Source organism: Actinoplanes sp. NPDC051388 (assembly GCF_055586225.1).
This window is the reverse complement of record NZ_JBVJIP010000009.1, coordinates 64712-90488: the sequence shown is the minus strand read 5'-3', so window position 1 is coordinate 90488 and position 25777 is coordinate 64712. Positions and strand designations below refer to the sequence as shown.

At 72.9% G+C, this 25777-nt stretch carries 20 protein-coding genes; 9 read left to right on the top strand and 11 right to left on the bottom strand.

Annotated features, from left to right (window positions below; translation table 11 throughout):
* The first annotated feature begins 76 nt into the window (after positions 1-76).
* Complete coding sequence (locus tag ACZ6TI_RS23215) at positions 77-2506, top strand: Hsp70 family protein (RefSeq protein ID WP_465347213.1); 2430 nt, start codon at positions 77-79, stop codon at positions 2504-2506.
* Positions 2507-2522: 16 nt separating this feature from the next.
* Positions 2523-4763 (top strand): Hsp70 family protein, encoded by a 2241-nt coding sequence (locus tag ACZ6TI_RS23210; protein WP_465347212.1) that lies wholly within the window; start codon positions 2523-2525, stop codon positions 4761-4763.
* Here ACZ6TI_RS23210 and ACZ6TI_RS23205 read toward each other — a convergent pair.
* The 3 genes from ACZ6TI_RS23205 to ACZ6TI_RS23195 are packed head-to-tail and all read right to left on the bottom strand — an operon-like array spanning position 4749 to position 7915.
* Positions 4749-5357: a Pvc16 family protein gene (locus tag ACZ6TI_RS23205; protein WP_465347211.1), complete on the bottom strand. Its 609-nt coding sequence runs from the start codon at positions 5355-5357 to the stop codon at positions 4749-4751. The genes ACZ6TI_RS23210 and ACZ6TI_RS23205 overlap by 15 nt on opposite strands.
* A complete protein-coding gene (locus ACZ6TI_RS23200; protein WP_465347210.1) occupies positions 5338-7290 on the bottom strand; it encodes an AAA family ATPase in 1953 nt (650 codons plus the stop codon). The genes ACZ6TI_RS23205 and ACZ6TI_RS23200 overlap by 20 nt, the downstream gene beginning before the upstream one ends.
* A gap of 4 nt (positions 7291-7294) precedes the next feature.
* A complete protein-coding gene (locus tag ACZ6TI_RS23195) occupies positions 7295-7915 on the bottom strand; it encodes a response regulator transcription factor (protein WP_465347209.1) in 621 nt (206 codons plus the stop codon).
* A gap of 204 nt (positions 7916-8119) precedes the next feature.
* On the opposite strand from ACZ6TI_RS23195, the gene ACZ6TI_RS23190 reads away from it, so the two are divergent.
* Complete coding sequence (locus tag ACZ6TI_RS23190) at positions 8120-9862, top strand: NlpC/P60 family protein (protein ID WP_465347208.1); 1743 nt, start codon at positions 8120-8122, stop codon at positions 9860-9862.
* Positions 9859-10923: a COG1470 family protein gene (locus ACZ6TI_RS23185; protein ID WP_465347207.1), complete on the top strand. Its 1065-nt coding sequence runs from the start codon at positions 9859-9861 to the stop codon at positions 10921-10923. The genes ACZ6TI_RS23190 and ACZ6TI_RS23185 overlap by 4 nt, the downstream gene beginning before the upstream one ends.
* On the opposite strand, the gene ACZ6TI_RS23180 is transcribed toward ACZ6TI_RS23185, so the two are convergent.
* Positions 10913-12361: a methionine--tRNA ligase gene (locus tag ACZ6TI_RS23180; RefSeq protein ID WP_465347206.1), complete on the bottom strand. Its 1449-nt coding sequence runs from the start codon at positions 12359-12361 to the stop codon at positions 10913-10915. The two genes, ACZ6TI_RS23185 and ACZ6TI_RS23180, sit on opposite strands and share 11 nt — an antisense overlap.
* Before the next feature lie 173 nt (positions 12362-12534).
* Here ACZ6TI_RS23180 and ACZ6TI_RS23175 point away from each other — a divergent pair, with 173 nt between their 5' ends.
* Positions 12535-13047: a GNAT family N-acetyltransferase gene (locus tag ACZ6TI_RS23175; RefSeq protein WP_465347205.1), complete on the top strand. Its 513-nt coding sequence runs from the start codon at positions 12535-12537 to the stop codon at positions 13045-13047.
* Here the strand turns inward: ACZ6TI_RS23175 and ACZ6TI_RS23170 are convergent.
* On the bottom strand, positions 13031-14467 hold the full coding sequence (locus tag ACZ6TI_RS23170) for a dynamin family protein (protein WP_465347204.1): 1437 nt from the start codon (positions 14465-14467) through the stop codon (positions 13031-13033). The genes ACZ6TI_RS23175 and ACZ6TI_RS23170 overlap by 17 nt on opposite strands.
* Positions 14464-16272, bottom strand: coding sequence for a dynamin family protein (locus ACZ6TI_RS23165; protein WP_465347203.1), 1809 nt, complete (start codon positions 16270-16272; stop codon positions 14464-14466). The genes ACZ6TI_RS23170 and ACZ6TI_RS23165 overlap by 4 nt, the downstream gene beginning before the upstream one ends.
* A gap of 61 nt (positions 16273-16333) precedes the next feature.
* Here ACZ6TI_RS23165 and ACZ6TI_RS23160 point away from each other — a divergent pair, with 61 nt between their 5' ends.
* Both ACZ6TI_RS23160 and ACZ6TI_RS23155 read left to right on the top strand, forming a co-directional pair.
* Positions 16334-17926 carry an acyl-CoA dehydrogenase family protein gene (locus tag ACZ6TI_RS23160; protein WP_465347202.1) on the top strand — a complete coding sequence of 531 codons (1593 nt, stop codon included), beginning with the start codon at positions 16334-16336 and terminating at the stop codon, positions 17924-17926.
* A gap of 20 nt (positions 17927-17946) precedes the next feature.
* Positions 17947-19200: an MFS transporter gene (locus tag ACZ6TI_RS23155; protein ID WP_465347201.1), complete on the top strand. Its 1254-nt coding sequence runs from the start codon at positions 17947-17949 to the stop codon at positions 19198-19200.
* Here the strand turns inward: ACZ6TI_RS23155 and ACZ6TI_RS23150 are convergent.
* Positions 19139-20608, bottom strand: coding sequence for an ATP-binding protein (locus ACZ6TI_RS23150; RefSeq protein ID WP_465347200.1), 1470 nt, complete (start codon positions 20606-20608; stop codon positions 19139-19141). The two genes, ACZ6TI_RS23155 and ACZ6TI_RS23150, sit on opposite strands and share 62 nt — an antisense overlap.
* Before the next feature lie 97 nt (positions 20609-20705).
* On the opposite strand from ACZ6TI_RS23150, the gene ACZ6TI_RS23145 reads away from it, so the two are divergent.
* Positions 20706-21218: a Uma2 family endonuclease gene (locus tag ACZ6TI_RS23145; protein WP_465347199.1), complete on the top strand. Its 513-nt coding sequence runs from the start codon at positions 20706-20708 to the stop codon at positions 21216-21218.
* 119 nt (positions 21219-21337) lie between these two features.
* Here ACZ6TI_RS23145 and ACZ6TI_RS23140 read toward each other — a convergent pair whose 3' ends face one another.
* Both ACZ6TI_RS23140 and ACZ6TI_RS23135 read right to left on the bottom strand, forming a co-directional pair.
* Positions 21338-22207: an RNA polymerase sigma-70 factor gene (locus ACZ6TI_RS23140; RefSeq protein WP_465347198.1), complete on the bottom strand. Its 870-nt coding sequence runs from the start codon at positions 22205-22207 to the stop codon at positions 21338-21340.
* Positions 22204-22758 (bottom strand): carboxymuconolactone decarboxylase family protein, encoded by a 555-nt coding sequence (locus ACZ6TI_RS23135; protein ID WP_465347197.1) that lies wholly within the window; start codon positions 22756-22758, stop codon positions 22204-22206. The genes ACZ6TI_RS23140 and ACZ6TI_RS23135 overlap by 4 nt, the downstream gene beginning before the upstream one ends.
* A gap of 101 nt (positions 22759-22859) precedes the next feature.
* On the opposite strand from ACZ6TI_RS23135, the gene ACZ6TI_RS23130 reads away from it, so the two are divergent.
* Positions 22860-23897: a DNA polymerase IV gene (locus ACZ6TI_RS23130; RefSeq protein ID WP_465347196.1), complete on the top strand. Its 1038-nt coding sequence runs from the start codon at positions 22860-22862 to the stop codon at positions 23895-23897.
* On the opposite strand, the gene ACZ6TI_RS23125 is transcribed toward ACZ6TI_RS23130, so the two are convergent.
* Positions 23847-24932: an MSMEG_0565 family glycosyltransferase gene (locus tag ACZ6TI_RS23125; RefSeq protein WP_465347195.1), complete on the bottom strand. Its 1086-nt coding sequence runs from the start codon at positions 24930-24932 to the stop codon at positions 23847-23849. The two genes, ACZ6TI_RS23130 and ACZ6TI_RS23125, sit on opposite strands and share 51 nt — an antisense overlap.
* A complete protein-coding gene (locus tag ACZ6TI_RS23120; protein WP_465347194.1) occupies positions 24929-25762 on the bottom strand; it encodes a carbon-nitrogen hydrolase family protein in 834 nt (277 codons plus the stop codon). The genes ACZ6TI_RS23125 and ACZ6TI_RS23120 overlap by 4 nt, the downstream gene beginning before the upstream one ends.
* Between the last annotated feature and the right edge of the window lie 15 nt (positions 25763-25777).

The following is a 25777-nucleotide window of genomic DNA, read 5'->3' as shown; positions in this document are numbered from 1 at the left end:
TAACAAGTCGGTACCTGCACCTCCGTCCGCACTTCTTGCCCTTTATCCCCAGGCTTCGACACTCTTTAATGCAAGCGTGGAGTACACCCTCGGCGTTGATCTCGGCACGACGTACACGGCAGCGGCGGTCCGCACCAACGGACACGCCACGGTGGTGCAGCTCGGCTCGCGCCGGGCCGAGATTCCGTCGCTGGTCTTCCTGCGCGAGGACGGCGTGGTGCTGGTCGGCGACGCGGCCGAGCGCCGCGGCGCCCGTGAGCCCGCCCGGCTGGCCCGCGAGTTCAAGCGGCGGCTCGGCGACCCGGTGCCGGTGCTGGTCGGCGGCTCGCCGATCTCCGCGCACGCGCTGATGGCCCGGGTGCTCGAGCACGTGCACCAGACGGTCACCCGCACCCAGGAGGGCCCGCCGAGCCGGGTCAGCGTCACACACCCGGCGAACTGGGGTCCGTACAAGCGTGAGCTGCTGATGCAGGCGATGGTGCTGGCCGAGGTGCCGGACGTGCAGCTGCGTTCCGAGCCCGAGGCCGCCGCGGTGCAATATGCGTCGCAGGAGCGGGTCCGGGCCGGCGAGATCATCGCGGTCTACGACCTGGGCGGCGGCACCTTCGACGCGGCGGTGCTGCGCAAGACCGAGACCGGCTTCGAGCTGCTCGGCGAGCCGGCCGGCATCGAGCAGCTGGGCGGCGCCGACTTCGACGAGGCGGTGCTCGCGCACGTGATCGAGATGCTCGGCCCGATGGCGCAGCAGCTCGACCCGTCCAACCCGTCCGTGGTGGAGGCGCTGAGCCAGCTGCGGCGCGACTGCGTGCTGGCCAAGGAGGACCTGTCGGCGGACACCGAGGTGCTGATCCCGGTCGCGCTGCCGTCGGTGCACACCCGGGTCCGGCTCAACCGCTCCGAGTTCGAGCAGATGATCGGCCCGGCGCTGACCGAGACCGTCGCGGCGATGCGCCGGGCGCTGCGCTCGGCCCAGATCGAGCCCGGCGACCTGCGGTCCATCCTGCTGGCCGGTGGCTCGTCGCGGATCCCGCTGGTCAGCGAGATGCTGTCCACCGAGTTCGGCCGGCCGCTGGTGCTCGACGCGAACCCCGAGCACAGCATCGCGCTGGGCGCGGCGATGTCGGCCCGGGACGGCGGCGGCATGGTGTCCCCGCCGATCCCGCGGACCAAGCCGGCGCCCGAGCCGGCTCCGGCGCCGCTTCCGCCGGGCAAGCCCTACCCGACGGCGCCCTATCCGACCGAGGCGCATCCGGAGTCTCCCGCACCCGAGGATGCCGCCGCCTACTACCCGGGCCAGCCCGCCGCGCCGACGCCGACGGCGCAGCCGGGCGTCTATCGCACCGGAGTCTCGCCACTCCCCCAGCCGGTCCCGGCCAACCCTGTGCCGCCGCCCATCGGCCGGCCGACCTCGCCGTCGCCGGTGTTCACGCCACCGCCTCCGGCGGGCCCGCCGCCGGTCTTCGGCGAGCCGCCGCCGAAGAAGCGTCGCGGGCTCGCGCTCGCGGTCTCCGCCGCCGGGGTCGCCGTGCTGCTGATCGCGAGCGGGGTGGCCTGGGCGGTCACCCGCGGCGGCGGTGGCGGCGAGCCGACCGGCGGCGCCCAGGACACGGCCACCGATCAGCCGGCCGCGCCGAAGACGATCGGCGCCTGGAAGCGGCTCGCCGACCTGCCGACCTCGCTGGAGGGCGCGGCGGTCGCGGCCTATCAGGACCGGGTCTGGGTGGCCGGCGGCCTCTCCGACGACGAGGCCCGCACCAAGCTGACCACGGTCTACATCTATGACCCGACCACCGACAAGTGGTCCACCGGCCCGTCGCTGCCCCGGCAGATCAGCCACGGCTCGCTGGTGGCCACGCCGTGGAGCCTCTACTTCCTGGCCGGCTGGGTGCAGGACGGCGGCTCGCCGCAGGTGTTCAAGCTCAACCCGACGAACAGCGCCTGGGTGCCCGACGTGCCGCTGCCCGAGCCGCGGGTGGCCGGCGCCGCCGCCTTCGACGGGGCGCACGTGATCTATGCCGGCGGCACCCGCAAGGGCGGCGCGCCGACCGACACCGTCTGGTCGCTCGCCAACGGCAAGTGGCGGTCCGTCGGCAAGCTCTCCGAGCCGCGGCAGAAGCTCACCGCGGTCAGCAACAACGTCGACACGGTGTGGGTGCTCGGCGGCCGCGACGCGCAGAAGGAGACCAAGTCCGGCGCCATCGACCGGGTCGCGCAGGGCAAGGTCGCCGAGGCGCCGACGGTGCGGATCGACCCGGCGGTGGACAGCTCGGCCGCGGTCCGGCTGGACGGCATCGGGATGTGCCTGGTCGGCGGTGAGATGCCGAACAAGCGCTACAACGACTGGTGGTGCGACCAGTCCGGGGTCGCCGCCACACTGCCCAAGCTGGACCCGCAGCGGGCCGGCCTGGGCGCCGCGCGGATCGGCAAGACGGTCTACGTGGTCGGCGGATACGGCGCGGACTTCCAGGGTCTGAACCGGATCGAGTCGTTCACCGTGCCGGGCTGATAGCGTTTCTCCCCTGATGGCGTACGGGCTGGGAATCGACTGCGGCACCACACATACCGCCGCGGCCGTCGCGCGGGACGGCGCGTTCGAAGTGCTGCGCCTGGGCGCCCGCCGCGCCGAGCTGCCCTCCCTGGTGTTCCTCCCCGCGGAGGACCCGGTGGTGGTCGGCGACGCGGCCGCCCGGCGCGGTGAGACCGAGCCCGGCCGGCTGGCTCGCGAGTTCAAGCGGCGCATCGGCGACCCGGTGCCGATCCTGGTCGGCGGCACCCCGCTGTCCGCGCACGCGCTGACCGCCCGGATGCTCGAGCACGTGCTCAGGGTGGCCAAGGCCGGCCAGGGCGAGGCGCCCGCGTCAGTGGTGCTGACCTGCCCGGCGAACTGGGGGCCGTACAAGCGGGATCTGCTGCTGCAGGCGGCCCGGCTGGCCGACCTGCCGGAGACGACGCTGCGCAGCGAGCCGGAGGCGGCGGCGATCGAATTCGCCGCCGGGTCGCGGGTCCGCGACGGCGACGTGATCGCGGTGTACGACCTGGGCGGCGGCACGTTCGACGCGGCGGTGCTGCGGCGCACCCCGGCCGGCTTCGACGTGCTCGGCCAGCCGGAGGGCATCGAGCAGCTCGGCGGCATGGACTTCGACGAGGCGGTCTTCGAGCATGTCACCGCCGCGCTGCCGGCCGACAAGCTCGGCGCCACCGACGATCCCGCGGTGCTGGCCGCGCTCGCCCGGCTGCGGCGCGACTGCGTCGAGGCCAAGGAGGCGCTGTCCGAGGACACCGAGGTGATGATCCCGGTCGCGCTGCCCAGCCTGCACACGCGCATCCGGCTGACCCGGGTCGAGTTCGAGGCGATGATCAAGCCGGCGCTCACCGACACGGTGTCGACGATGCACCGGGCGCTGCGGTCGGCGGGAGTGGCGCCGGCCGAGGTCAGCACGATCCTGCTGTCCGGCGGCTCGTCCCGCATCCCGCTGGTGTCCCAGCTGCTGTCCACGGAGTTCCAGCGGCCGGTGGTGCTCGACCCGCACCCGGAGCACAGCATCGCGCTGGGCGCCGCGCGGGTCTCGCTGCTCGGGCCGGCGCCGGCCTTCGTGGCGCCACGCCGCACGACGCCGCGCGCCACGCCGCCGCCTCCGGCCGCTCCCCCAGAGGCCGCAGAGCGCTCTGCGCCCTCTCGGGAAGCACGGCCCGGCGCTGCCTCTCAGGCCGCAGAGCGCTCTGCGCCCTCTCGCGAAGCACGACCCGGCGCTGCCTCTCAGGCCGCAGAGCGCTCTGCGGCCTCAAGGGAAGCGCCGCTGTCCCCGCAGGATGCGGTGAACGCGCGAGCCGTGCCCGTCGTGCCGCCGACCACCGTCCGCGCCTCGGCCAGCGTCCCCGGCCCGGCCGTCGCCCCCGGCCCGGCCAAGGACTTCGACTCCCCGGTGCTGCTCACCCGCGAGGGCCTCGACCTCGGCATGACGCCACCCCCGGTCACCGAGCCGATGCCGTCGCCGAAGGACCGCACCAGGCGCCGCCGCCTGCTGCAGGCCGGCGCCGCCGCCCTCGCCGCCGTGCTGCTCGCCGGCGCCGGGATCTATCTGGTGCAGCGCGCCAACGCCGGCGAGGACGACGACGGCCGCAAGACTCCCCCGGTGGTCGCGTCCTCCCCCGCCGCACCGACGTGCGGGTTCGTCGACGCCTTCGACGGCGGCACGCTCGACCCGGCCTGGGAGCGCACCCGGCCGGACGCCGACGTGACCCTGGTCGGCGGCGCGGTCACGATGGACGCGCCGGACGGCTCGGACATCTACGAGACCCGCTACACCGCCCCGATGCTGCTGCGGCCGTGGTCCGGCGACTTCAGCCTGGAGGCCGAGCTGACCGCCACGCCGGACCAGTTCTATCAGGGCGCCGGGCTGGTCGTCTGGAGCGGGCAGAAGAACTACGTGCGGCTCGAGCTCGGCTGGGGTGACGTGCGCGCGATCGCGTTCGAGTACCGCAACGGCGGCAAGCACCTCAAGCCGCACCCGCCGTTTCAGGCCGGCCCGGACACCGTGCGGACCAACGCCGACAAGGTGGTGCTCAACCTGCGCCGGGTCGGCGACACGATCAACGCCCGCTGGAAGCGGCCGGACGAGGCCGCGTTCACCGACCTGGGCACGATCGACATCGCGCTGGCGGACGAGGTGAAGGTCGGCGTGTCGGTGCTCAACCGGGCGCAGTCCGGCGCCGAGCCGTCACCCTTCAGCGCCGAGTTCCAGCGGGCCTCACTGACCTGCTGAGGCCGCTTCGCCGAGCGCCCGGATCTCGTCCAGCGTGCCGGCGCGTGCCTTGATCACCTCGACCGGCGGGCCCGCCTTGCCGCGCAGGGCCGCGTCCACGGTGGCCGTGACCACCAGGTCGAGGCCGGGCTTGAGCTGGCCGCCGAGCGCCGACCAGAAGTCCGAGTTCTCGCTGCCGTCGCCGCTGCGCAGCTTGAGGGTGGGCACCGGGCGCACGTCCGCGAACGGGCCCTGCAGGTGCTCGGCCTCGATCGTCGGGTGCAGCAGCAGCGCGGCCAGCACGTCGCCGAGCAGCGAGTGCTCGTCGCGCACCTCGCTGGTCCACGCGGTGACCAGGTAGCGGCAGTCGATCCGGGGCAGCGGGTCGCGGCGGAACCGGCGCCCGTTCGACTCCTCGACGATCACCTCGCCCATGTCGCGGTCGGCCAGGTTGGGCCGCACGTCCCACAGGTAGAGGTCGACGGTCGGCTTGGAGGAGAGCGCCGCGGACCACTCGCCGTCGGGCGCCTCGAACGCGATGTCGATGTCCCGGGCGGGCAGGGGCACGACGGCCCGCAGGAACGCCTCCAGCGTCTCATCGAGCAGATGCAGCATCGGCGTCCTTCACCAGATCGAAGTAGCGGTCGAACTCCTTTTCGGTGCGCAGGCGTCCGAGCTTCTGGAACTCCCGCTTCACGCTCAGCACAGCATGCCGCATGGTGATCGGGCTGTCCTCGGCCGCCGCCAGGAACGCCGCCCCCAGGGCCGCGTTGCTGATGATGCCACCGGTGATCTTGAACTGGCGAGCCAGGAAGTCGATGTCCAGGTCGGTGACCGGCGCGGTGGACGGGAACGCCTTGGACCAGATCAGCTTTCGCTCCGGCTCCTCGGGCGAGACGAAGTCGATGGCGATCGAGATGCGCCGCAGGAACGCCGGGTCGATGTTGCGCTGCAGGTTGGTGGCCAGCACCACGAGGCCCTCGTACGTTTCGAGGCGCTGCAGCAGGTAGGCCACCTCGATGTTCGCGTACCGGTCGTGGGCGTCGCTGACCTCGGAGCGCTTGCCGAAGAGGGCGTCCGCCTCGTCGAAGAAGAGCACCAGGTCACCGGCGGCCGCGGCGCCGAAGATGCGCTCGAGGTTCTTCTCCGTCTCGCCGATGTACTTGCTGACCACCGCGGACAGGTCCACCTTGTACAGATCCAGGCCGAGGTCACCGGCGACCACCTCGGCGGCGAGCGTCTTGCCGGTGCCGGACGGGCCGGCGAACAGCGCGACCACGCCGGCCGACGGCAGCGGGCTGAACTTCCACCGGGTGTAGACGGTGTCGCGGCCGCGGTGCCGGGCGGACAGCTCCCGCAGCTGGGCGGCCTCGGGCGGCGGCAGGATCAGGTCGTCCCACCGGCGGCGCGGGCGGATGCGGACGGCCACGCCGTCGAGGTGCCCGCCGGCCAGCCGGCGGACGGCCGTGGACACGTCCCCGCCGTCGGCGGTCGCCGCCGCCGAGACCAGCCGCAGTTGCTCGCGGGTCAGGCGGTAGGCCGGGTCGGGGTCGCGGCCGAGCGCGCGTTGCCAGTCGTCGGTGTCCGCCACGCCGTCGGCCACCCGCACCTCGCGCCACGGGCGACTCGGCACCGACTCGAGCGGCTGCTCCCCGGCCGAGCTGAGCACCCAGTCGAGGTGCGCGGCCCGGGTGATCGCGTCCTGCCCGGCCGCGGTCAGCGGCGCCTCGACCTCCAGCACGACGACCAGATTGCCGAGGGTCGCCTCGCGCACGACCGCCGCCCAGCCGGCGGCGTCCTCGGCCGGCGGGGTGATCAGCAGCCCGGCGCCGGGCCGGTGCCCGGTGACCGCGCGCAGCCGGCTCTCCCGGTCGCCGCCGTGCACGAGCAGCAGGCCGCCGGCCCGCGGCGGGGAGACCGCCGGGCGCAGCATCGCGCCGGGCGGCAGAGCCGGGTCCTTGGCGTCGTCGCCGCGCAGGTGCCAGATCAGCCGGGTGGCGGGCTCGCCGGACAGCGTCGCCCACGGCCCGTCGCCGGCCAGCCGGGCCAGGCCGGCCCGGATCAGCCCGCCGGACGGCGACAGCGCGCGCTCGGCGACGTGCTCGGGCGGCTCGGCGAACATCCGGGTCAGGGTGGACAGCGTCAGCCGCGGCAGCTGCACCGAGTCCTGCACATAGGCCACCAGGCGCTGCCGGGCCGGCGACAGCTCGACCGCGACGAGCAGCGCGAGCACCTCGGCCTCGTCCGGGCCGAGATGGGCGTGCCGGGTGACCGCGGCGAACCGCGAGTCGCTCCCGAGCGAGGCGGCGAACGCCATCCGGACCTCGGTGACCCGGGCGGCCATGCCGGCGCGGACCGCGGCAACCCGCTCCGGAATCGGGCCGTCCAGTCCGGGCAGCTCGGCGAGGGCGCGCTCGAGCTCCTCGACGCCCACGTAGAGACCGGCGAAGTTACGCGGCGGCCGGCCCTCGGCGAGCCGGCTGACCAGCGCTTCGCGCTGCAACAGGAGGTCGGCGAGGACGGCCCAGGGCTCCACGGGCACGTTCACCGCTTCAGATCACGCCTTCGCGGGTCGCCACCGCGACCGCCTGCGCGCGGGTGCGGCAGTTCAGCTTGGTGAGCACGTCGTGCACCACGTTTTTCACGGTGCGTTCGGAGAAGCAGAGGTCCTCCGCGATGCCGCGGGTGTCCATGCCGTCGGCCAGCAGGCGCAGCACCGAGCGCTCGCGCGGGTTGAGCCCGGTCGGGCCCAGGTGCGAGGTCTGCGTGACGTGCAGCAGCAGCCGGGCGAGCATGTCGCCGGGCAGCGCGACGGTGCCGGCCACCACGGCTCGCAGGCTCGCGATCAGCGTGTCGGGGGTCAGCGTGCTGTGCGGCAGGACGGCGCCCACGCCGGCGTCGACGATCTCGCGGACGGCCTGCTCGTTCACGTCACGCACGGTGGCGACGAGACGGACGCCTTTGCCCTCGGCCAGGCGCACCGCGCGGCGCAGGGTCGGTCCCGCATACTCGAAGACCAGGATGTCGAGGCCGGCGGTGACCGGCGCCGGCGCCAGCGTCGAGCTCTCGCCGCGGACGACGAAGTCGGCCTGCTGCAGGCATGCGGCCATGCCGCGCCGGACGATGGCATGGCTGTCATCGATCCAGACGGTCGGCGGCCGTTGCAAAAGCATGCTTTTTCCATTCCCCCAGGTCGGCGGCGCCCCAGCCGCGCGCCAGCACATCTTGCACCGGCCCAGTCGATCAGAACAATAGGCATTCGGGTTGTGTCGGACATCCAACTGTCGTGCCCATTCGAGCGTCTCCCCAGGCCGGACAGTAGCTCATGGTGGAAAGGCCGCTATACAGAGTGGAACCGGCCTTCTACGCTCGTGCGCATGCCCAGGTACTCAGCGGAACAGATCTATGGCTTCGCCCGCCGCGCCGGGTTCAACCCCGACGAGGCCGCGACGATGACCGCGATCTCGCTGGCCGAGTCGGGTGGCAACAGCCGGGCGCACAACCCGCACGGTGAGGACTCCAAGGGGTTGTGGCAGATCAACGGCCGCGCGCACCCCGATCTGGCGGCGAAGTTCGACCTCTTCGACCCGCAGCAGAACGCGAAGGCGGCGTTCTTGGTCTCGCGCAAAGGCGAAGACATCTCGCCTTGGACGGTCACGCACGGTGGCAACAGCGCGCGCTACCTCCGCTACAAGGAGGACGCGCAGAACGCCGCGATCGCGTTCGGCGACGGCGGCGGCCACGGCGTGTGGACCGGCACGCCGGGGTACGGCCACAAGGTCTCCGCATCCAATGGGGACGGTGGCGGCACCGAGCAGGCCGCCCAGCTCGTCTCCGCGGCGGCGGGCGGCCAGGGCGGCAGCGGCGGTGACAACGCGGCGCTGGAAACGTTCCTGAAAGTTGCCAAGGCGCAAGTGGGTGACCCTTATGTCTTCGGCGCCGAAGTCAAACTCAATGATGACGATCCGGACGTTTTCGACTGCTCCGAATTGACCCAATGGGCCGCACACCAGGCCGGAACGAAAATCCCCGACGGCGCGACCGCCCAATACCTGCACCTGAAGGAAAAAGGTCTGCTGATCCCGGTCGACAAGGCCAAGGACACGCCGGGCGCGCTGCTGTTCTCGTTCGACCGTGAGCCGCGGCCCGGCGACGGCCGCACCCCGGGCGCGCACGTCGCGATCAGCGTCGGCGACGGCAAGATCGTCGAGGCGGCGAACCGGCGGGCCGGCGTCCGTGAGTCCAACGCCGGCGACCGGTTCGAGTTCGCCGCGGTGCTGCCCGGCATCTCGGACGGCACCGGCACCCCGCTGGCCAATCCGCAGATGCAGCCGCCCGCGCCGATCGTCGAGGCGGCCCTGCCGACGCTGCCCGACCCGCTGCCGCCGCCGCCCGACCTGGGCGGGCCGGACACCGACCGGGACGGCCTGAGCGACGCGATGGAGCGCCGGCTCGGCCTCGACCCGCTGCGTGCGGACACCGACGGCGACAACATCAGCGACGCGCAGGAGATGATCGTCCACAAGACCGACGCGCGCCGGGCGGACACCGACGGCGACCAGCTCAACGACGCTTTCGAGCTGGCCCAGGGCCTCAACCCGCTGTCGCCCGACTCGGACAACGACGGTCACCTGGACGGCAGCCTGGCGCCGCTGCAGACCGACACCGACCAGGACGGCCTCGACGACGCGCTCGAGGTGGCGATGAAGCTGGACGCCCGGCAGAGCGACAGCGACCGCGACGGGTTCAGCGACGGCCTGGAATACCGGATGGGCAGCAACGCCCTGGACGCCCGCGACAACCCGCTGCTGCACCCGCAGCCGGGCCAGCCCGGTCAGCCGGGCACCGGCCAGCAGATCCCGGGCCAGCAGATCCCGGGCCAGCAGATCCCGGGCCAGCAGATCCCCGGCCAGCAGATCCCCGGCCAGATCCCGGGACAGCCCGGCACCGGGCAGCAGGTCGACTTCGGTCAGCAGGCCGCGCTGGGCCAGGTGCCGATCTCCGGCGGGCAGGGTGTTTACTACAGCTCCGCCCAGCAGTTCCCCGACCTCGACCAGCTCGCCCAGCAGGCGCCCGCCGCGCCCGGCACCGACCCGGATGATGTGATCCAACTCCCGTGACCCTCGAGCTCTCCCTGCAGCCGACGCCCGTCGCCCTGGCCCCCGGCATCACGACGCGGGTGCCCGTCCAGTTGTTCAACCGGACCACCCATCCGCTCACCGTGAACGTGTCGGTCGCCCGCGGGCGCGCTTCCGGCTGGGCGCAGGTCGATCCGCCCGACGTCGTGGTGAGCGCCGGCGGCACCGAGACGGTCGAGGTGGTCCTCGCGCCGCCGGCCAACCAGCCGCCGAGCGCGTCGATGGTGCCGTTCACGGTGCACGCCACCGAGCGGTCCACCGGTGAGCCGGCCGGGTTCGCCACCGGGCTGCTCACCGTGGCCGTGCCGATCCCGGTGTCCGGCCAGATGGAGCAGCGGACCGGCTCCGTCACGGTCTATGACCTGCGGCTGACCAACGAGGGCGCGGCGCCGGCGCCGGTGCGGATCACCGCCGAGCTCGACCCGCCGGCCGGCAGCGCGACGGCCGAGCCCAAGGCGGTGCGGATCGAGCCCGGCGAGACGGTCACGGCCGTCGTGCGCGCCAAACCCGCAAGACCGTTCATGGGTACGCCGCGGCCGTACTTCGTCGTGGTGGAGGTGCACGACGCGGACGACCCGGACCGGCCGCCGCTGATCACCGCCACCGGCACCGGCAAGCGCAAGCCCCGCGTGGCGACCTGGATGGCGGCCACCACGGCGATCGTCCTGGCCCTGGGCGCCACCGCCGCGGTCGCGCTTTCCGGCATGCGGCTCCCGCTGCCCGGCAGCCGACGCGGTGGCGACACCCCGGTGGCCCCGACGCCCGCCGCCACGGTCACGGTCAACAAGCCATATGCGCTGATCGACGTCTTCCCGCACCGCGGCGACGACGGCGGCAAGGCGGCGGCCGAGGCGGCCCGGGTCAAGCTGGCCGACGCCGGCATGCCGGTCAAGCTGGTCGACAGCCTGGCCACGGACACCCTCGCCGACCAGGGCGCCGGCTTCTGGGTGCTGCTGCAGGACGGCTTCGCGACGCCCGAGGCGGCCCAGCAGTTCTGCACCCAGTGGAAGCTGGTCGCCCCCAAGTGCAGCGTCACGACCTGACGGCCGGCCGCGGAAAGACCGGCTGCGGCGCGGCGACCAGCGGGCCCGTGCTCAGCTGAGCCGCGAGCCGGGCGGCGCCGGAGGGAACGAACGGCGCCAGTTCGCGGGCGAGTTCACGGCACGTGCCGACCAGGGCGCCGAGCACGTCGTCGAGCCGGTCGGCGTCCTGGTCGCGCCGGGCCAGTTCCCACGGTCGTTCGGTCTCGACCAGGCGATTGCCGGCGGCCACCGCGGCGCCGATCGCGTCGGTGGCGGCACGGAAGTCGAATGCCGCCAGGGCACGGTCGATCCGGGCGGGCAGATCTCCGAGCGGCGCCCGCTGCACCACCCGGCCATGCCGGAACCGGTGCACCAGGGAGACCGTGCGGTTCACCAGGTTGCCCAGCCCGTTGGCCAGGTCCCGGTCGTATCGGCTGACCAGGCGCTGCTCGGTGAAGTCGGTGTCGCCGAGGGCCGCCACCTCGCTCAGCAACCACCAGCGCAGCGCGTCGTCGCCGTGCCGTCCGACCAGCTCATAGGGGTCGACCGCGGAGCCCGCGCTCTTCGAGATCTTGGCGCCGTCCACGGTGAGGTACTCGTGCACGAAGATCGCGCTGGGCAACGGCTGGCCGGTGGCGAGCAGCAGCGCCAGCCAGTGCACGGCGTGGAAGCGCACGATGCCCTTGCCGATCACGTGCACCCGTTCCGCCGCGTCGAGCCACCAGGTCCGATGGTCGGCGTCCGCGCTGCCATAGCCGAGCGCGGTGACGTAGTTGGCGAGCGCGTCCCACCAGACGTAGACGACCTGGCTCGGATCGTCCGGCACCGGGATGCCCCAGCCGCCGGCCCGCGCGGCCGGCCGGGAGACGCTGATGTCGCGCAGTCCGGCCCGCACGAAGGCCAGCACCTCGTTGCGCCGGGCGGCCGGCTCGATCCGCACCCGCCCGGACTCCAGCGCGGCCAGCACCCGGTCGGCATAGCGGGAGAGCCGGAAGAACCAGTTGGACTCGGTGACCCGCTCGAGGGCGGCGTCGTGCTCCGGGCACACGTCTCCCGCGTCGTAGAACTGTTCGCAGCCCGGGCAGTAGAGACCGTCGTAGTCGCGCCGGTAGAAGTCGCCGCGGGCGGCGGTCTGCCGCCAGAGCAGCTCGACACCCGGGGCGTGGCGCGGGTCGCTGCCGGTCCGGATGAAGTCGTCGACCGACAGCGTCAGCGCATCGGCGAGCCCGGCGAAGCGGTCCGCGTTGGCGGCCACGAAGGACGCCACCTCGACCCCGGCCGCGGCGGCCGCGGCGACGTTCTTGAGCGCGTTCTCGTCGGTGCCGGTGAGGAACCGCACCGGCTCCCCGCGCAGCCGCCGATGGCGCGCGAGGACGTCCGCCTGCACCAGCTCGAGCGCGTGGCCGAGATGCGGGGCGGCGTTCACATAGGGAATCGCGGTGGTCACATAGAAGCTCACGGGAGACTCCGATCCGCCCCGCTGCCGGGGCCGACCGAGTCCGACCAGCCCCGAACACGGGAGCTGGTGGTGGCTGATTTACCGCACGCCGACAGACCCCGGGAAGGGGCGCATCATGCTCGAAGCGCGCGACGTCATGCCCCGTATGATGCCAGACATGGGATCGTGGCCCGGTGGATTTTCCCGTCGTGACGCTGCGGCCGATGGTGATCGAGGACTGGCCCGCGGTGCATGAGTGGGCTCGGCTTCCGGAGGTCTGCCGTTATCAGGCGTGGGGACCGAACACCGAAGAGCAGAGCCGAGAGTTCACCCGATTGGCGGCCGACGCGTGGGCGCAACGACCGCAGACCCGGTTTTCCTTTGCCGTCGTGCATGACGGCGCGGTGGCCGGCAGCGCCGAGCTCAAGCTGCACGGTCCGCACGAAGGCGAGATCTCCTACCTCGTTCACCCGGATTTCTGGGGCCGCGGCCTGGCGACCGCCGCGGCGCGGGAGCTGCTCGCCATCGGCTTCCGGGAGCACGGGTTGCGCCGGATCTTCGCGACCTGTGACCCGCGGAACCTCGCCTCCGCGGGCGTGCTGAAGAAGCTCGGCATGACCCATGAGGGGCGGCTGCGCCACACCATGCTGATCCGGGACGGCTGGCGGGACTCCGACCGCTACGCGATCCTCAGCGGCCGGGAGTGAGGGTCGCGGCCAGGATGCCCTCGCAGGTGCGCATCGCGGCGCGGGCGGCGGTGCGCAGCTCGCGGGCCGAGAACGGGTGCTCGCCGACCGCCTGCCAGCGGGCCAGCGCGGCCTGCGCGGCTGATGCGATGCGGGTCGGCGGCGCCTCCGCGGGCAGGCCCAGCCGGTGGTGCGCCGCGCCGCCCTGGCCGCCGAGCAGCATGTCCATGTCGGTCAGCTGCTCGTCGGTGCCGGGCAGCCGGCCGGAGCGCAGCAGGTGCAGCAGGCGCAGCTCCACGAACTCGTGGGCGCTGGCCTTGATCCGCTCGGCGTCGGCCGCCAGCGCGGACTCCCCCGGCACGCACTCGTCGATGACGGCCAGCGCGGACCGGGCCTTGAGCACCTCGCTGCGGCCGACGAACTGGGCGGTGAAGACCTCGCGGAGCCGGTCGATGCCGCTGTGCTCGGTGAGCGCGCGGGCCAGGTCGGCCGAGTCGCGCACGATGTTCTCCCGGATCAGGCGCACGGACAGGCGTACGCCGAAAAGGCCGAGCCGGTGCAGCACCTCCTGCCGCCCGGGCGCGGAGGCCGCGAAGCGGTCCGCGGTCAGCAGCAGCTCGACCACATCGGACATCGGCTCGGCCGCGACCACCGCCAGCGCCCGGAACTCGTCCTCGCGCAGCGTGGCCCCGGCCGCGCCGAGCAGCCCGGCCACCGGCACCACCACCGGGCAGAGCCGGCGCAGCCGCTCGTCGGTCGCATAGCGGGCGGCGACCCGCGCCGCGGCCTCCATCGCGTCCAGCCGGCAGCCGCCGATCTCGTCCGCCCGGGAGAGCACACCGACCGCGTTGACCGGGGTGCCGTTGGCCATGCCGTCGCCGTGGAACGACTCCAGGAACCGCACGTCGCTGCCGTGCATGTGGCGCAGCAGGTAGATCACCGCGTCGGTCTGCGCGGACCGCTCGCCCTCGGCCTCCATGAACGCCATCGTGCGCAGCGAGACGTCGGTGGAGAGCGAGGCGATGCCCGGGGTGTCGATCAGCGTGTGCCGGCGCAGGCGGGCGCTGGGCACCCGCACCTCGAGGTGGTCCACCTGCTCGGCCGGGCGGCCCAGGTCGATCTGCACGGCGCCCTGCACCCGGTTGAACGGGCGCGGGTCGGCGGTGCCGTCCTTGAGGAAGGCGGTCACCGCGTACGTCGGGCCGTCCGCATACCAGGTCACGATGCGTGTGCACTCGCCCGCGTCGGTGGCCGCGAGCTCCTCGCCGACCAGGGCGTTGAGCAGCGTCGACTTGCCCGCCTTGATCTTGCCGGCGATGGCCACCCGGAGCGGCTCGTCGACCCGGCGGCGGGCCTCGGCCAGGCGCTGCCGCAGGGTGGGGTCCCGGGACTCGGCGAAGGCCCGGTCGAGCAGCGTGCGCACCTCGTCGAGCAGCGTCATGCCAGGTGATCCAATCGGCGGCGCTGTTCGGCCAGCGTGGCGGCGCGTTCCCGGCGCTGGTCCTCGGGCAGCGCCGCGGTCTCCCGCACCGCCTGGGCGGTCGCCGCCGCGGATCGCTCCACCGCCAGCGCCCGCGCGCCGAACTCGTCCCGCAGGAAGCGCTGCGTGCGCCGCACCGCCTCCCGGGAGTCGCGCCCGACGTGGAACGTGACGTCGTCGACGTACCGCCGGAGCTCCTGTTTCGCCTGCGCCCGGCGGTGTTGCACCTGGCGCTCGCGCTCGGCCCGGACCAGCCGGCGGCCGAGCGTCATGCCGGCCAGCAGGCCGAGCGGCGCGGCGATCGCCACGTTGAACAGGGCGCCCACCGCGCCCAGCATGTAGAAGCCGCCATAGGTGACGCGGGCGGCGGTGAAGGCGCCGAGGAACTGCTGCATGCCGGACTTGTGGAAGCTGACGTCCAGGTCGTCGACCTTGCGCAGGGCCAGGTCCGGGGACGGCAGGTCGACGTCGAGGCTGTCGTATTCGATGTCGAACCGCTCGGCCACGTCGCGGGCCAGCTGCTCGCAGCGGCTGACCAGCAGCATCAGGTTGTCCACCGCGGCCGCGGTCGCCTCGCGGGCGGCCCAGGCCTGGAAGTCGCGCCAGGTGTCCCGCGGATCCGACTCGTCCAGCAGCTCCTCGCCCTTGCGGACCATCAGCCGCAGGCGCTCGCGCAGGTCGTGGTCGACGTCCGCGGTCAGATCCTGGATGCCGTCGCCGAGCACCGTCTGCCAGGAGCTGCCGCCCAGCCAGGCGCTGCGCCGGGTCTTCTCCGCATAACGCTTCGCGATCTCCGGCGCGGCCTGCGGCTCCTCCGCCACCACCTGCTCGGCGGCCACCCGCTCGCGGAGCTGGCCGACCACGAACGACAGCTCGGCGCGGGCCGCGGTCAGCCCGTCCGCCTGCGCCGAGCCGAGCACGTCGCGGCGCAGCATGTCCACCAGCAGCGGGAAGCCGGACTCCTTGTTCAGCGAGATGCTGTCCTTCTGCTGGGCGCGCATCCGCAGGAACGACGACACCGCGACGATCGGCACGTCCAGCCCGGCCCGCTCGAAGTGCCCCTGGTTGATCTCGACGATCCGGCGCCACTCCGAATAGAGGTCGGTCTTGGTGACCACGCAGAACGCCCGCGGGCAGCGCTCGAGCACCCGGCGCAGGAAATCCACCTCGGGCGCGGTGAGCTCCTGGGCGGCGTCGGTGACGAACAGGGCGGCGCCGGCCAGCGGCAGCGCGGCGAGCGTGATGTTGCCCTGCGCGGAGTCGAGGCCGCCGACCCCCGGGGTGTCGATGAAGGAGAGCCCGGCGGCCAGCAGCCGCCGGTCCAGCCGCACCTCGACGCTGCGCGGCGCCGGCCGGTCGCCGGTCGGGGTGCCCTCGGTGATGTGCCGGCGCAGCTCCTCGAACGGCACCGGGACGGTCTCCAGGGTGCCGTCCTCGGCCGGAATCTGCAGCGACACCGACGGCGGACTGCCATAACGCAGCACGGTCGGCACCGCGGTCACCACGTCCGAGTCGACCGGGCAGATGTCGGTGCGCAGCAGGGCGTTGACCAGGGTGCTCTTGCCCTGCTTGAACTCGCCGACCACGGCCACCGCCACGTCGTCGGCGCGCAGCCGCTGACCGGCGCGCTGCAGCCTCTCGGCGAGATCGGGCCGGCTCACCTCGACAGCCAGTCGCCGCGCGTCGTCGAGCTCGGCGAGCAGGTCAGCGACCGCCCCGCCGCCCCGCGTCGCCGTGGGCGTCACCGTGGCCAACCGCTCCCTCACCATCCGTCCTCGCCGGCTCCTGCAAACCCTACGCGTACCGATCCACTCATAGTGTGTACCGGTGACCCATGAGGTGTTCAACCAGCCACCGCCGCTCGTCGATCACGATGTGGCGTCCGACACTGCCCTGCTGGAAGCGCTGGACCGGGAGGGCGCCGGGTGGTCGGCCCCCGATCTGCACGCGCTGGGCCGCCGGGCCGGCGGCGCCGAGGCACAGGCCTGGGGGTACGAGGCCAACGCGTTCCCGCCGCGCCTGGCGACCCACGACCGGTACGGGCACCGCATCGACGAGGTTGAGTTCCACCCGTCCTGGCATCGGCTGATGGAGGTCGCGGTCGGCGCCGGGCTGGCCGGCACGGCGTGGGTGTCCGGTGAGCCGGCCGCGCACGTCGCCCGGGCCGCGGCTCTCTACACCTGGTCGCAGGTCGAGGCGGGCCACACCTGCCCGATCTCGATGACCTACGCGGTGATCCCGTCGCTGCGCCACCAGAGCGAGCTGGCCGCCGCCTACGAGCCGCTGCTCACCTCGACGTCCTACGAGCCGGGCCTGCGGCCTCCGCTGGGCAAGAGCGGCCTGCTCGCCGGGATGGGCATGACCGAGAAGCAGGGCGGCTCGGACGTGCGCGCGAACACCACCACGGCGCACCGCTCCGGCGACCATTGGCTGCTCACCGGCCACAAGTGGTTCACCAGCGCACCGATGTGCGACCTGTTCCTGGTGCTGGCCCAGGCGCCGGGCGGGCTGTCCTGCTTCCTGGTGCCACGGGTGCTGCCGGACGGCACGCGCAACGTGTTCCGGATCCAGCGGCTCAAGGACAAGCTCGGCAACCGCAGCAACGCGAGCAGCGAGCCGGAGTTCGAGGACACGGTGGCCTGGCTGGTCGGGGACGAGGGGCGCGGCGTGCGCACCATCATCGAGATGGTCGCGATGACCCGGCTGGACTGCGTGATCGGCTCGGCGGCCGGCATGCGGGCGGCGCTCAGCCAGGCGATCCACCACGCCACGCACCGCTCGGTCTTCGGCCGCCCGCTGGTCGAGCAGCCGCTGATGACCGCGGTGCTGGCCGACCTGGCGCTGGAGACCGAGGCCGCGACCACGCTGATGATGCGGCTCGCCGGGATGTCCGGGCCGGTCCGGCGGCTGGCCGTCGCGGTGGGCAAGTTCTGGGTCTGCAAGCGGCAGCCGGTGGTGGTCGGTGAGGCGCTCGAGTGCCTGGGCGGCAACGGATACGTGGAGGACTCCGGCCTGCCCCGGCTCTATCGGGACGCGCCGCTGAACTCGATCTGGGAGGGCTCTGGCAACGTGCAGGCGCTGGACGTCCTGCGTACGCTCCGGCGCGAGCCCGCGGTGGCAGACGCGTTCCTCGACGAGGTGAGCCTGGCGAGCGGCGCGGACCGGCGGCTGGACGAGGCGGTCGCCGCCCTGAAACCGCTGCTGGACGACCCGGACGAGAGCCAGGCGCGCCGGGTGGCCGAGCGGCTGGCGCTGGTCCTGCAGGCGTCGCTGCTGGTGCGGCACGCACCGCCCGCGGTCGCCGACGCGTTCTGCGCGAGCCGCCTCGGCGGCGATCACGGCGGCTCGTTCGGCACCCTGCCGAGGGGCACGGACACGGCGGCGATCGTGCGACGCGCCGCTCCGCGATTCTTGTCGTAGGCCGTCGCTAGCCTTCCGGCGTGACACTGGGACGGGACTTCAACCGGCTGTGGTCGGCCTACGGCGTCAGCGAGTTCGGCACCGCCGTCTCGATGGGCGCGCTGCCGCTGATCGCGACCGTGGTGCTGCACACGCCGGTGCTGCAGGTGTCCCTGCTCGCCGCGCTGGCCGGGCTGGCCGGCGCCGCGTTGGCCGTGCCGCTGGGCCCGTGGGTCGAGTTCCGCCGCAAGCGGCCGGTGATGATCGGCGCCGACCTGCTGCGGTTCGGCGCGCTGATGAGCATCCCGGCGGCGGCCGCCTTCGGGTCGCTGACCTATGCGCAGCTCTGCCTGGTCGCGATGGCCCAGGCGGTGGGCGTGATCGTGTTCAACGCCGCGAGTGGGGCACACCTCAAGGCGCTGGTGCCGCTCGCCGACCGGCCCGAGGCGACGTCCCGGCTCGAGGCGACGATGTGGACGACCTATGCGGCGGGCCCGCCGATCGGCGGGGTGCTGATCTCCTGGCTGGGCGCGACCGCGTCGGTGGCGGCCGACGCGGTGACGTTCCTGGTCTCCGCGTTCACGGTCAGCCGCATCCGGCGCCCGGAGCCGCCGCCGCCCGAGCGGCACCCGACACCGCGGTGGCGCGAGCTGACCGCCGGCTGGCACTACATCCTCGGCCATCGCGACCTGCGCGCCCTCTGGCTCAACGCGATGGTGTTCGGCGGCGCGGTGATGGCCGGCGCTCCCCTGCTGGCCGTCTTCACCCTGCGCGACCTGGGCTTCCAGCCGTGGCAATACGGCTTCGTCCTGGGCGTCCCGTGCATCGGTGGCGTGCTCGGCGCGCTGTTGGTGCGGCCGATCCGCCGCCGCTGGGGCGAGCGGACGACGTTGCTCGGCTTCGGCGCGGTCCGGGCGCTGTGGCTGGGCGCGCTGCCGCTGGCGCCGGCCGGCACCGCCGGAGTGGTGGTGATCTTCGCCGGCCAGTTCCTGCTGCTGGTCTGCTCGGGCGGGTTCAACCCGACGTTCGCGACCTACCGCCTGCAGGCCACCGACGACAGCCACCTGTCCCGCGTGCTGGCCGCCTGGGCGATCAGCTCGCGGGTGGCGCAGCCGCTGGTCATCGCGGTCGCCGGACTGATCGCCGCGGCCACCGGCCCGCGCCTGGCGCTGGCGGTGCTGGCCGTGCTGGTGCTCGCCAGCATCCCGCTGCTCCCCTGGCGCCCGGCCCCGGTCAGGCAGCCGGTCGGGGCAGCTGCATCTCCCGGATCCCGGCCACCAGATCGGCCTGGTTGATGGGGTCGACCATCCCGCCGGTGCGGGCGTCCTGCATCGCCTTGTCGAGCTGCACCCGGCGCAGGATCTCCTTGATGTCGGCGCCGGTCAGGCCGACCGTCGACTGGCCCAGCTCGGCCAGGTCGAGGTCGTCGGCGAACATCGCGAAGCCCGGCGTCGCGTGCGCCGCGACCAGCGCGGCGACCATCTTGCGGAAGATCTCGGCCCGCCCGGCCGCGTCCGGCTTCGGCACGGCCACCTTGACGTCGAAGCGGCCGGAGCGGATCAGCGAGTCGTCGACCCGGTGCGGGAAGTTCGTGGTGGCCACCACGATCACGTTCGGGTTGGCCTCGATCAGGTCGTTCATTTCCTGCTTGAAGATGCCGGCCACCGCGTTGATCGCCTGGCTGGCCGCGTCGCCACCGGACCCGGCATAGCTGATGATCGAGTCGAACTCGTCGAACAGGATCAGCGTCGGCACCCGATACCGCCGGGCGTCGCGGAAGATCTGCTTGATGTTGCGCTCCGAGCCGCCCAGCCACTTGTCCAGGATCTCCGGGGTGCGGATCTCGCGGAAATCGGCGCCGATCTCGTTGGCGAGTGCCCGGGAGAGCATGGTCTTGCCGGTGCCGGGTGGGCCATACATCAAAATGCCCTGCGGCCGGCGCGCGCCCCACCTGGCCATCGCCTCCGGATGCCGGAAGGAGGTGGCGATCTGCCGCAGCTCACCGACGATGTCGGCCAGCCCGCCGACCTGATCGAGCGTGACGTTCTGGGTGGTCGGCGGCGTCTTGGCCGGCGGGGCCTCGCGGCTCAGCACGTAACGGCGCCCGGCCAGGCTGTCCGGCCCGGCCAGTTCGAGCACGGCCTGCAGCGTCAGCCCGGCGAAGGCCTGCAGGTGCGCCGGCGTCACGTCGTCGCGCGGCACCTCGGCATGCAGCCGCACGACGGTGCCGGACTCGTCATAGGTCACGCTCGCCTGCAACCCCACCGCGGCGTCGGCCAGCGTGCTCGGCTCACGCACGGTGGGCGGCTTGGGGATCCGATCAAGACCGAGTTTCCGGTACGCGGCCAGCGCCGCCGTCCCCACCCCGTCGACGATCTTCGCGGCCAGCTGATCCCCCTCGTCGATCCGCTTGGCCAGCAAGACCCCGATCGGGTCGGCGCCCAGCACCAGCTTGCGCACCCGCTCGCGGGACATCGGATCGGCCGCGGTGGAGATCGCCGCGGCGAACACGTGCACCGCCCCGTCCTTGGTGTCGGCGCTGCTCACGGTGAGGTCGACCCGCTGCACGGGCGCCGGCCAGGTGGACTTCCGCAACAGCTCGACGGCATTGACCCGAGCCGCGGCCAGCATCGTCGCGGCGTCCACCATCGTGACGGTCGCGCCCGCATATTCGAACGTGTCCCCGCGTTCCGCCTCACCCATGGTGGTCCTCCAACTGCTAGGCGTCCTCCAGCCACAGTGACACGCCCCGACGACAACCGCCCACCGGTACCGTGGCCGCATGGGTTCCCGGCCTGCCGTGACGCTCGACGACCTCACCGCGATGGCGGCTGACGAACACCATCGGTACGAGATCAGCCCTGCGGGAACTCTCTCGATCGTTTCGCCGCCGGCTTATGCCCAGGCGATCATCGCGACCCGGCTCACGGTGTGGCTCGCCGCCGGTGTGCCGGCCGAGCGGATCGCTCAGGCGGTCGGCCTCCGCATTCCCGGCCGGAGTGGCGGACTCGGTGGGCGGATTCCCGACCTCGTCGTGTGGAGCAAGGCCCAGGCCGACGGCGTCTGGTTGCCGGTCGCCGACGTCCTCCTGGTCGCCGAGATCGTCTCGCCGGGGTCCGAAGGCGTGGACACGGTGACCAAACGCGGCGAGTATGCCGCCGCAGGCATCCCGCAATACTGGGTGATCGACCAGGACCCGGCACAAACCGTAACAATGCAGCACCTCGACGACGACGGCCACTACAAAGTGCGCGCGACCATGCCGCTCGCGTGGCTTCTGAACACGAGCCCCGCCGAGCACGACCTCACCTGAGGCAGCGCGATCCGACGGGCTCGTCGCCGCGGTCAGGCGGGGTCGGTGGGGAAGACGCCGATCCGGCGATCCGGCCGCGCCGAAGCCCTTTCCCGGTCGAACGCCGGCGCGGCGCGCCCCTACCGAGCCAGCAGGGCCTCGCCGTCCAGGCCGGCCAGCTTGTGCGGGTTGAAGACCGCGTAGATGCGGGTGATCCGGCCGCCGGACACGGTCAGGCTCACCGCTCCGGCCAGCGCGCCGTCCACATCGATGCGCGCGCCCGGCGCCCCGTTCAGCCACACCGGCGTGGTGGTGAGCGAGTCGCGGACCCGGGCGTACCCGTGGGACAGGAAGGGCGCCAGCTTGTGTGCGCCCTCGATCGGCCGGCGGGCCGCCGGGGCCAGGCCGCCGCCGTCGGCGACCAGGATCACGTCGGGGGCGAGCACGTCCATCAGGCCCTGCACGTCGCCGGTGTCCAGCGCCGCCAGGAAACGGTCGACGACCGCGCGCTGCTCGGACCGGCTCACCTCCATCCGCGGGCGGCGGGCGTCCACGTGCCCGCGCGCCCGGTGGGCGATCTGCCGGACCGCGGCCGCGGACTTGCCCACCGCCTCGGCGATCTCCTCGTACGGGACCCCGAACACCTCCCGCAGCACGAACACCGCACGCTCGGCCGGCCCCAGCGTCTCCAGCACCGTCATCATCGCCATCGACACGCTCTCCGCGAGCTCCACGTCCTCGGCCACATCGGGGCTGGTCAGCAGCGGCTCCGGCAGCCACTCCCCGATGTAGTCCTCACGGCGGCGGGCCACCGTACGCATGCGGTTGAGGGCCTGCCGGGTGACGATCCGCACCAGATAGGCACGCGGGTCCTCGACCGGGACGGTGACGCCCGCCCACCGCAGCCAGGTCTCCTGCACGACGTCCTCGGCGTCGGCGGCCGAGCCGAGCATCTCGTAGGCCACCGTGAAGAGCAGGCCGCGGTGGGTGACGAACGGGTCCTCGGTCATCGGGTGAGCGGCACTTCGCAGACGGCGGAGTATTCCTGCGACTCGATGCCCATCGCGACGTTGCCGCGGGTCATGAAGTTGACCAGGGCGATCCACGAGGTCAGCTCGACCAGTGCGGCCGGGCCCAGCGCGGTCAGCAGCCGGGCGGACAGCTCGTCGGTGACCGTCGGCGGGGTCTGCGTCATCGCCTCGGCATATTCCAGCACGTCACGCTCCAGCGGGGTGAAGACGTCCGACGTGCGCCACCGGGGCACGGCGCGCGCCTTGGTCATGTCCAGTCCGTTGTTGTGCGCCTGGAAATAGCCCAGGTCCAGGCAGAAGCTGCAACCGACCAGGCTGGACACGGCCATGTGCGCGAACGACTTCAGGCTCTCGTCGCACTGGTCCCACTTCTGGAGCTTGCGGCTGACGGTGAAGCTGAAGTCGAGCACCTTCTGGTTGTGCCAGATGATCTTGATGGGGTCGGGGACGCTGCCCATCATTCTGCGGGACATCCGCTTGACGAGCGCGCCCTTGATGCCGGTCAGCTCGGCGTTCGGGATCCTTGCCATGATGTCTCCTCCGTGTCGTCGCGGCCGAACGAGGCCGCTCCGGGCATGAAGACACCGGCGAACGGAGGGCTGTGACAGCCGCGCCGGACAATACTCGACAGGTGGCCGACACCTGGGTGCTGCACGTCGACCTCGACCAGTTCTTCGCGTCGGTCGAGGTGCTGCGGCGTCCCGAGTTGCGCGGCCGGCCGGTCGTGGTGGGTGGCGCGGGTGATCCGTCGCAGCCACGCACGGTGGTCGCCACGGCTTCGCGCGAGGCGCGGGCGTTCGGCGTGCACTCCGGCATGCCGCTGCGCCTGGCCGCCCGCAAGTGCCCGGGGGCGATCTTCCTGCCCACCGACATGCCCGCTTATCAGCAGGCTTCGGCCGAGGTGATGGGCACGCTCCGCGATTTCCCGGTACGGGTGGAGGTGTACGGCCTCGACGAGGCGTTCGTCGGCGGCGACCTGGCGGACCCGGAGCGACTGGCCGCCGAGCTGAAGACGGCCATCCGTGACAGGACCGGCCTGACCTGCGCGATCGGCATCGGGCGCAACAAGAACCAGGCGAAGATCGCCGCCCGCTTCGCCAAGCGCGACCCGGCCGGCGTGTTCACCCTGACCGACGAGACGTGGATGCCCACGATGGGCGCCCGACCGGCCGGCGACCTGTGGGGCGTCGGCCCGAAGACCGTCACCAAGCTCGACGACCTGGCCCTGCACACGGTCGCCGACCTGGCCGCCGCGAGCCTCGACACGTTGCAGACGCGCTTCCCGCCCCGGGCCGCCCAGTGGCTCACAGTGATCGCCCGCGGCGGCGGCGACAGCGAGGTGAACACCGAACCGTGGGTGGCCAAGTCCCGCAGCAAGGAGACCACCTTCGCCACCGACCTGACCGAGCGCGCCGACATCGAGGCACAGCTGGTGATCCTGGCCCGCGCGCTGGGCGCCGAGGTGGCCGCCGAGGGCCGCGAGGTGATCCGGGTCGGCGTCAAGGTCCGGTCGTCGTCGTTCTACACCCGCACCCGGGAGGCCAAGCTGCGCGGCGGCCCGACCACCGACCTCGACGTGATCAGCGCGGCCGCCCTGACCGTGCTGGAGAAGTTCGAGCTACGCCGCCCGGTCCGCCTGCTCGGCGTCCGCGCCGACCTGGCCGAGTGACGCGTAGAAGTCCAGGTGTCTTCGGGCGGCCGACGACCAGGTGTGGCCGAACGCCAACGCGCGCCCGGCGGCGGTCCGGGCGGGATCAGGTTCCGTGATCCCCCGGCGCAGGGCCGTGGCGAACGACGCGGGGTCGGAGCCGTAGAGCACCGAGTGGCCGAACACCTCGCGCAGCACCGGCAGGTCGCGCGTCACCACCGGGACCCCTGCGGCGAGAGCCTCCATCGCGGCCAGCCCGAAGCCCTCCTTGGTGGACGGGAACGCGAACGCCGCCGCGCCCGCCACCAGCCCGGGCAGCTCGTCGTGCTCGACCGGCCCGAGGATCTCCGGCTCGACGCCGAGCGAGACGGTCAGCTCGTCGAACGAAGCGCGATAGGCGCGGTAGTCGAACAGCGTCTCCCCGCCGGCGAAGACCAGCCGCAGGCCGGGCAGGTCCGAGCGCAACAGAGCGTAGGCGCGCAGCAGGTCCAGCGACCCCTTGCGCGGCTCGATGCCGCCCACCGCGAGCAGGTAGAAGCCGCGGGACGACGGTACGGCCGCGGCGAACCGGGCGGCGTCGACGCCGTTCGGGATCACCGTCGGTGTGATCCCCCAGCCCGCGTGGACCTCGGCCGCCACCGCCGCCGAGACGCACAGGTGGGCGTGCGGACGGACCAGCGCGCGCTCGTGACAGGCGGCCAGCTCGGGGGTGGTGAACCGATCCAGGTGATGCACGGTCCGGACACAGCGGTCGACCGCGTTCGCGGTGATGCAGTCCTGCGCGTGCACGATGTCGTACTCGGAAGGGGTGAACGCCGCGCGCAGCAAGGCGATCGACCGCAGGATCCGCTCACCGACCGATTCGTCGTCCGCCGGAGGGAACGGCACGATGCGCAGCCGGACCAGCGGCGACACCGGCCGGAAGAAACCGCCACCCCGGCCGAGGGTCCACACCGTGACGTCGTGACCGAGGTCGGCCAGCGCCTCGGCCAGAGACAACGTGTGCACGACACCGCCGCGCGGGCGGGTCGAATAGGTGAGCAGCGCGATTCTCATCTGGGGCCGGTGCGGTAGATGGCCGGGCGCAACTCCTCGAGGTGCGACAGCACCCGGCGGGCGGCGGCGATCTCCGCCGCCACGTCCAGCTCGGCCACCGCGAGGCCGGCCTTGGCCCAGGTGCGGGCCAGGATGTTGCCGGCCGGCCCGACCACCTTGGCCTGGCCCAGGAAACGCATGCCGCCGACCGCGCCGGTCTGGTTGGCGGAGACCACGACGATCTGGTTCTCCGCGGCGCGGGCGCAGTCGTAGAGGTCGAAGAGGCGGGACTGGCGGTCCTGCGCGAGCTTGGGGGCGGCGTTGGTGACGCTGGCCGGCCAGGCGGACAGGCACGCGACGATCTCGGCGCCGTCCAGGGCCAGGGTGCGGGCCGACTCGGGGAACGTCTTGTCGTAGTCGATCAGCATGCCGATCCGGCCGACCGGGGTGTCGAAGGCGGCGAACGTGTCCCCCGCCGCATAGGCGGTGACCTCGGCGGCCGGCAGGTGGACCTTGCGGTGCCGCCCCAGCACGCCGTCGCCGGTGAGGCAGACCGCGGCGTTGTAGCGGCGGTCGCGGTCGGCCTCGCAGTAGCCGACGCAGACCACCATCTCCCGTGCCATCGCGGCGACCTGTTCGAGCAGCGGGTCGTCCGGCTCGAGCGCGGGCGGCAGCGCTTCCGGGTCGGGGTGGCGCAGGTCGGCCAGGTATCCCCCGATCGCCGCGTCCGGCAGCACCAGCAGCGCCGCGCCGCCGGCCCGGGCGTCGGCGATGAGCTTGCCGATGCGGCCCAGGTCGTAGTCGAGGTCGCGGCCGAAGTGCGCCGCGGCGGCGGCCAGTCTGGAGATCATCGGCGGGTGATCATG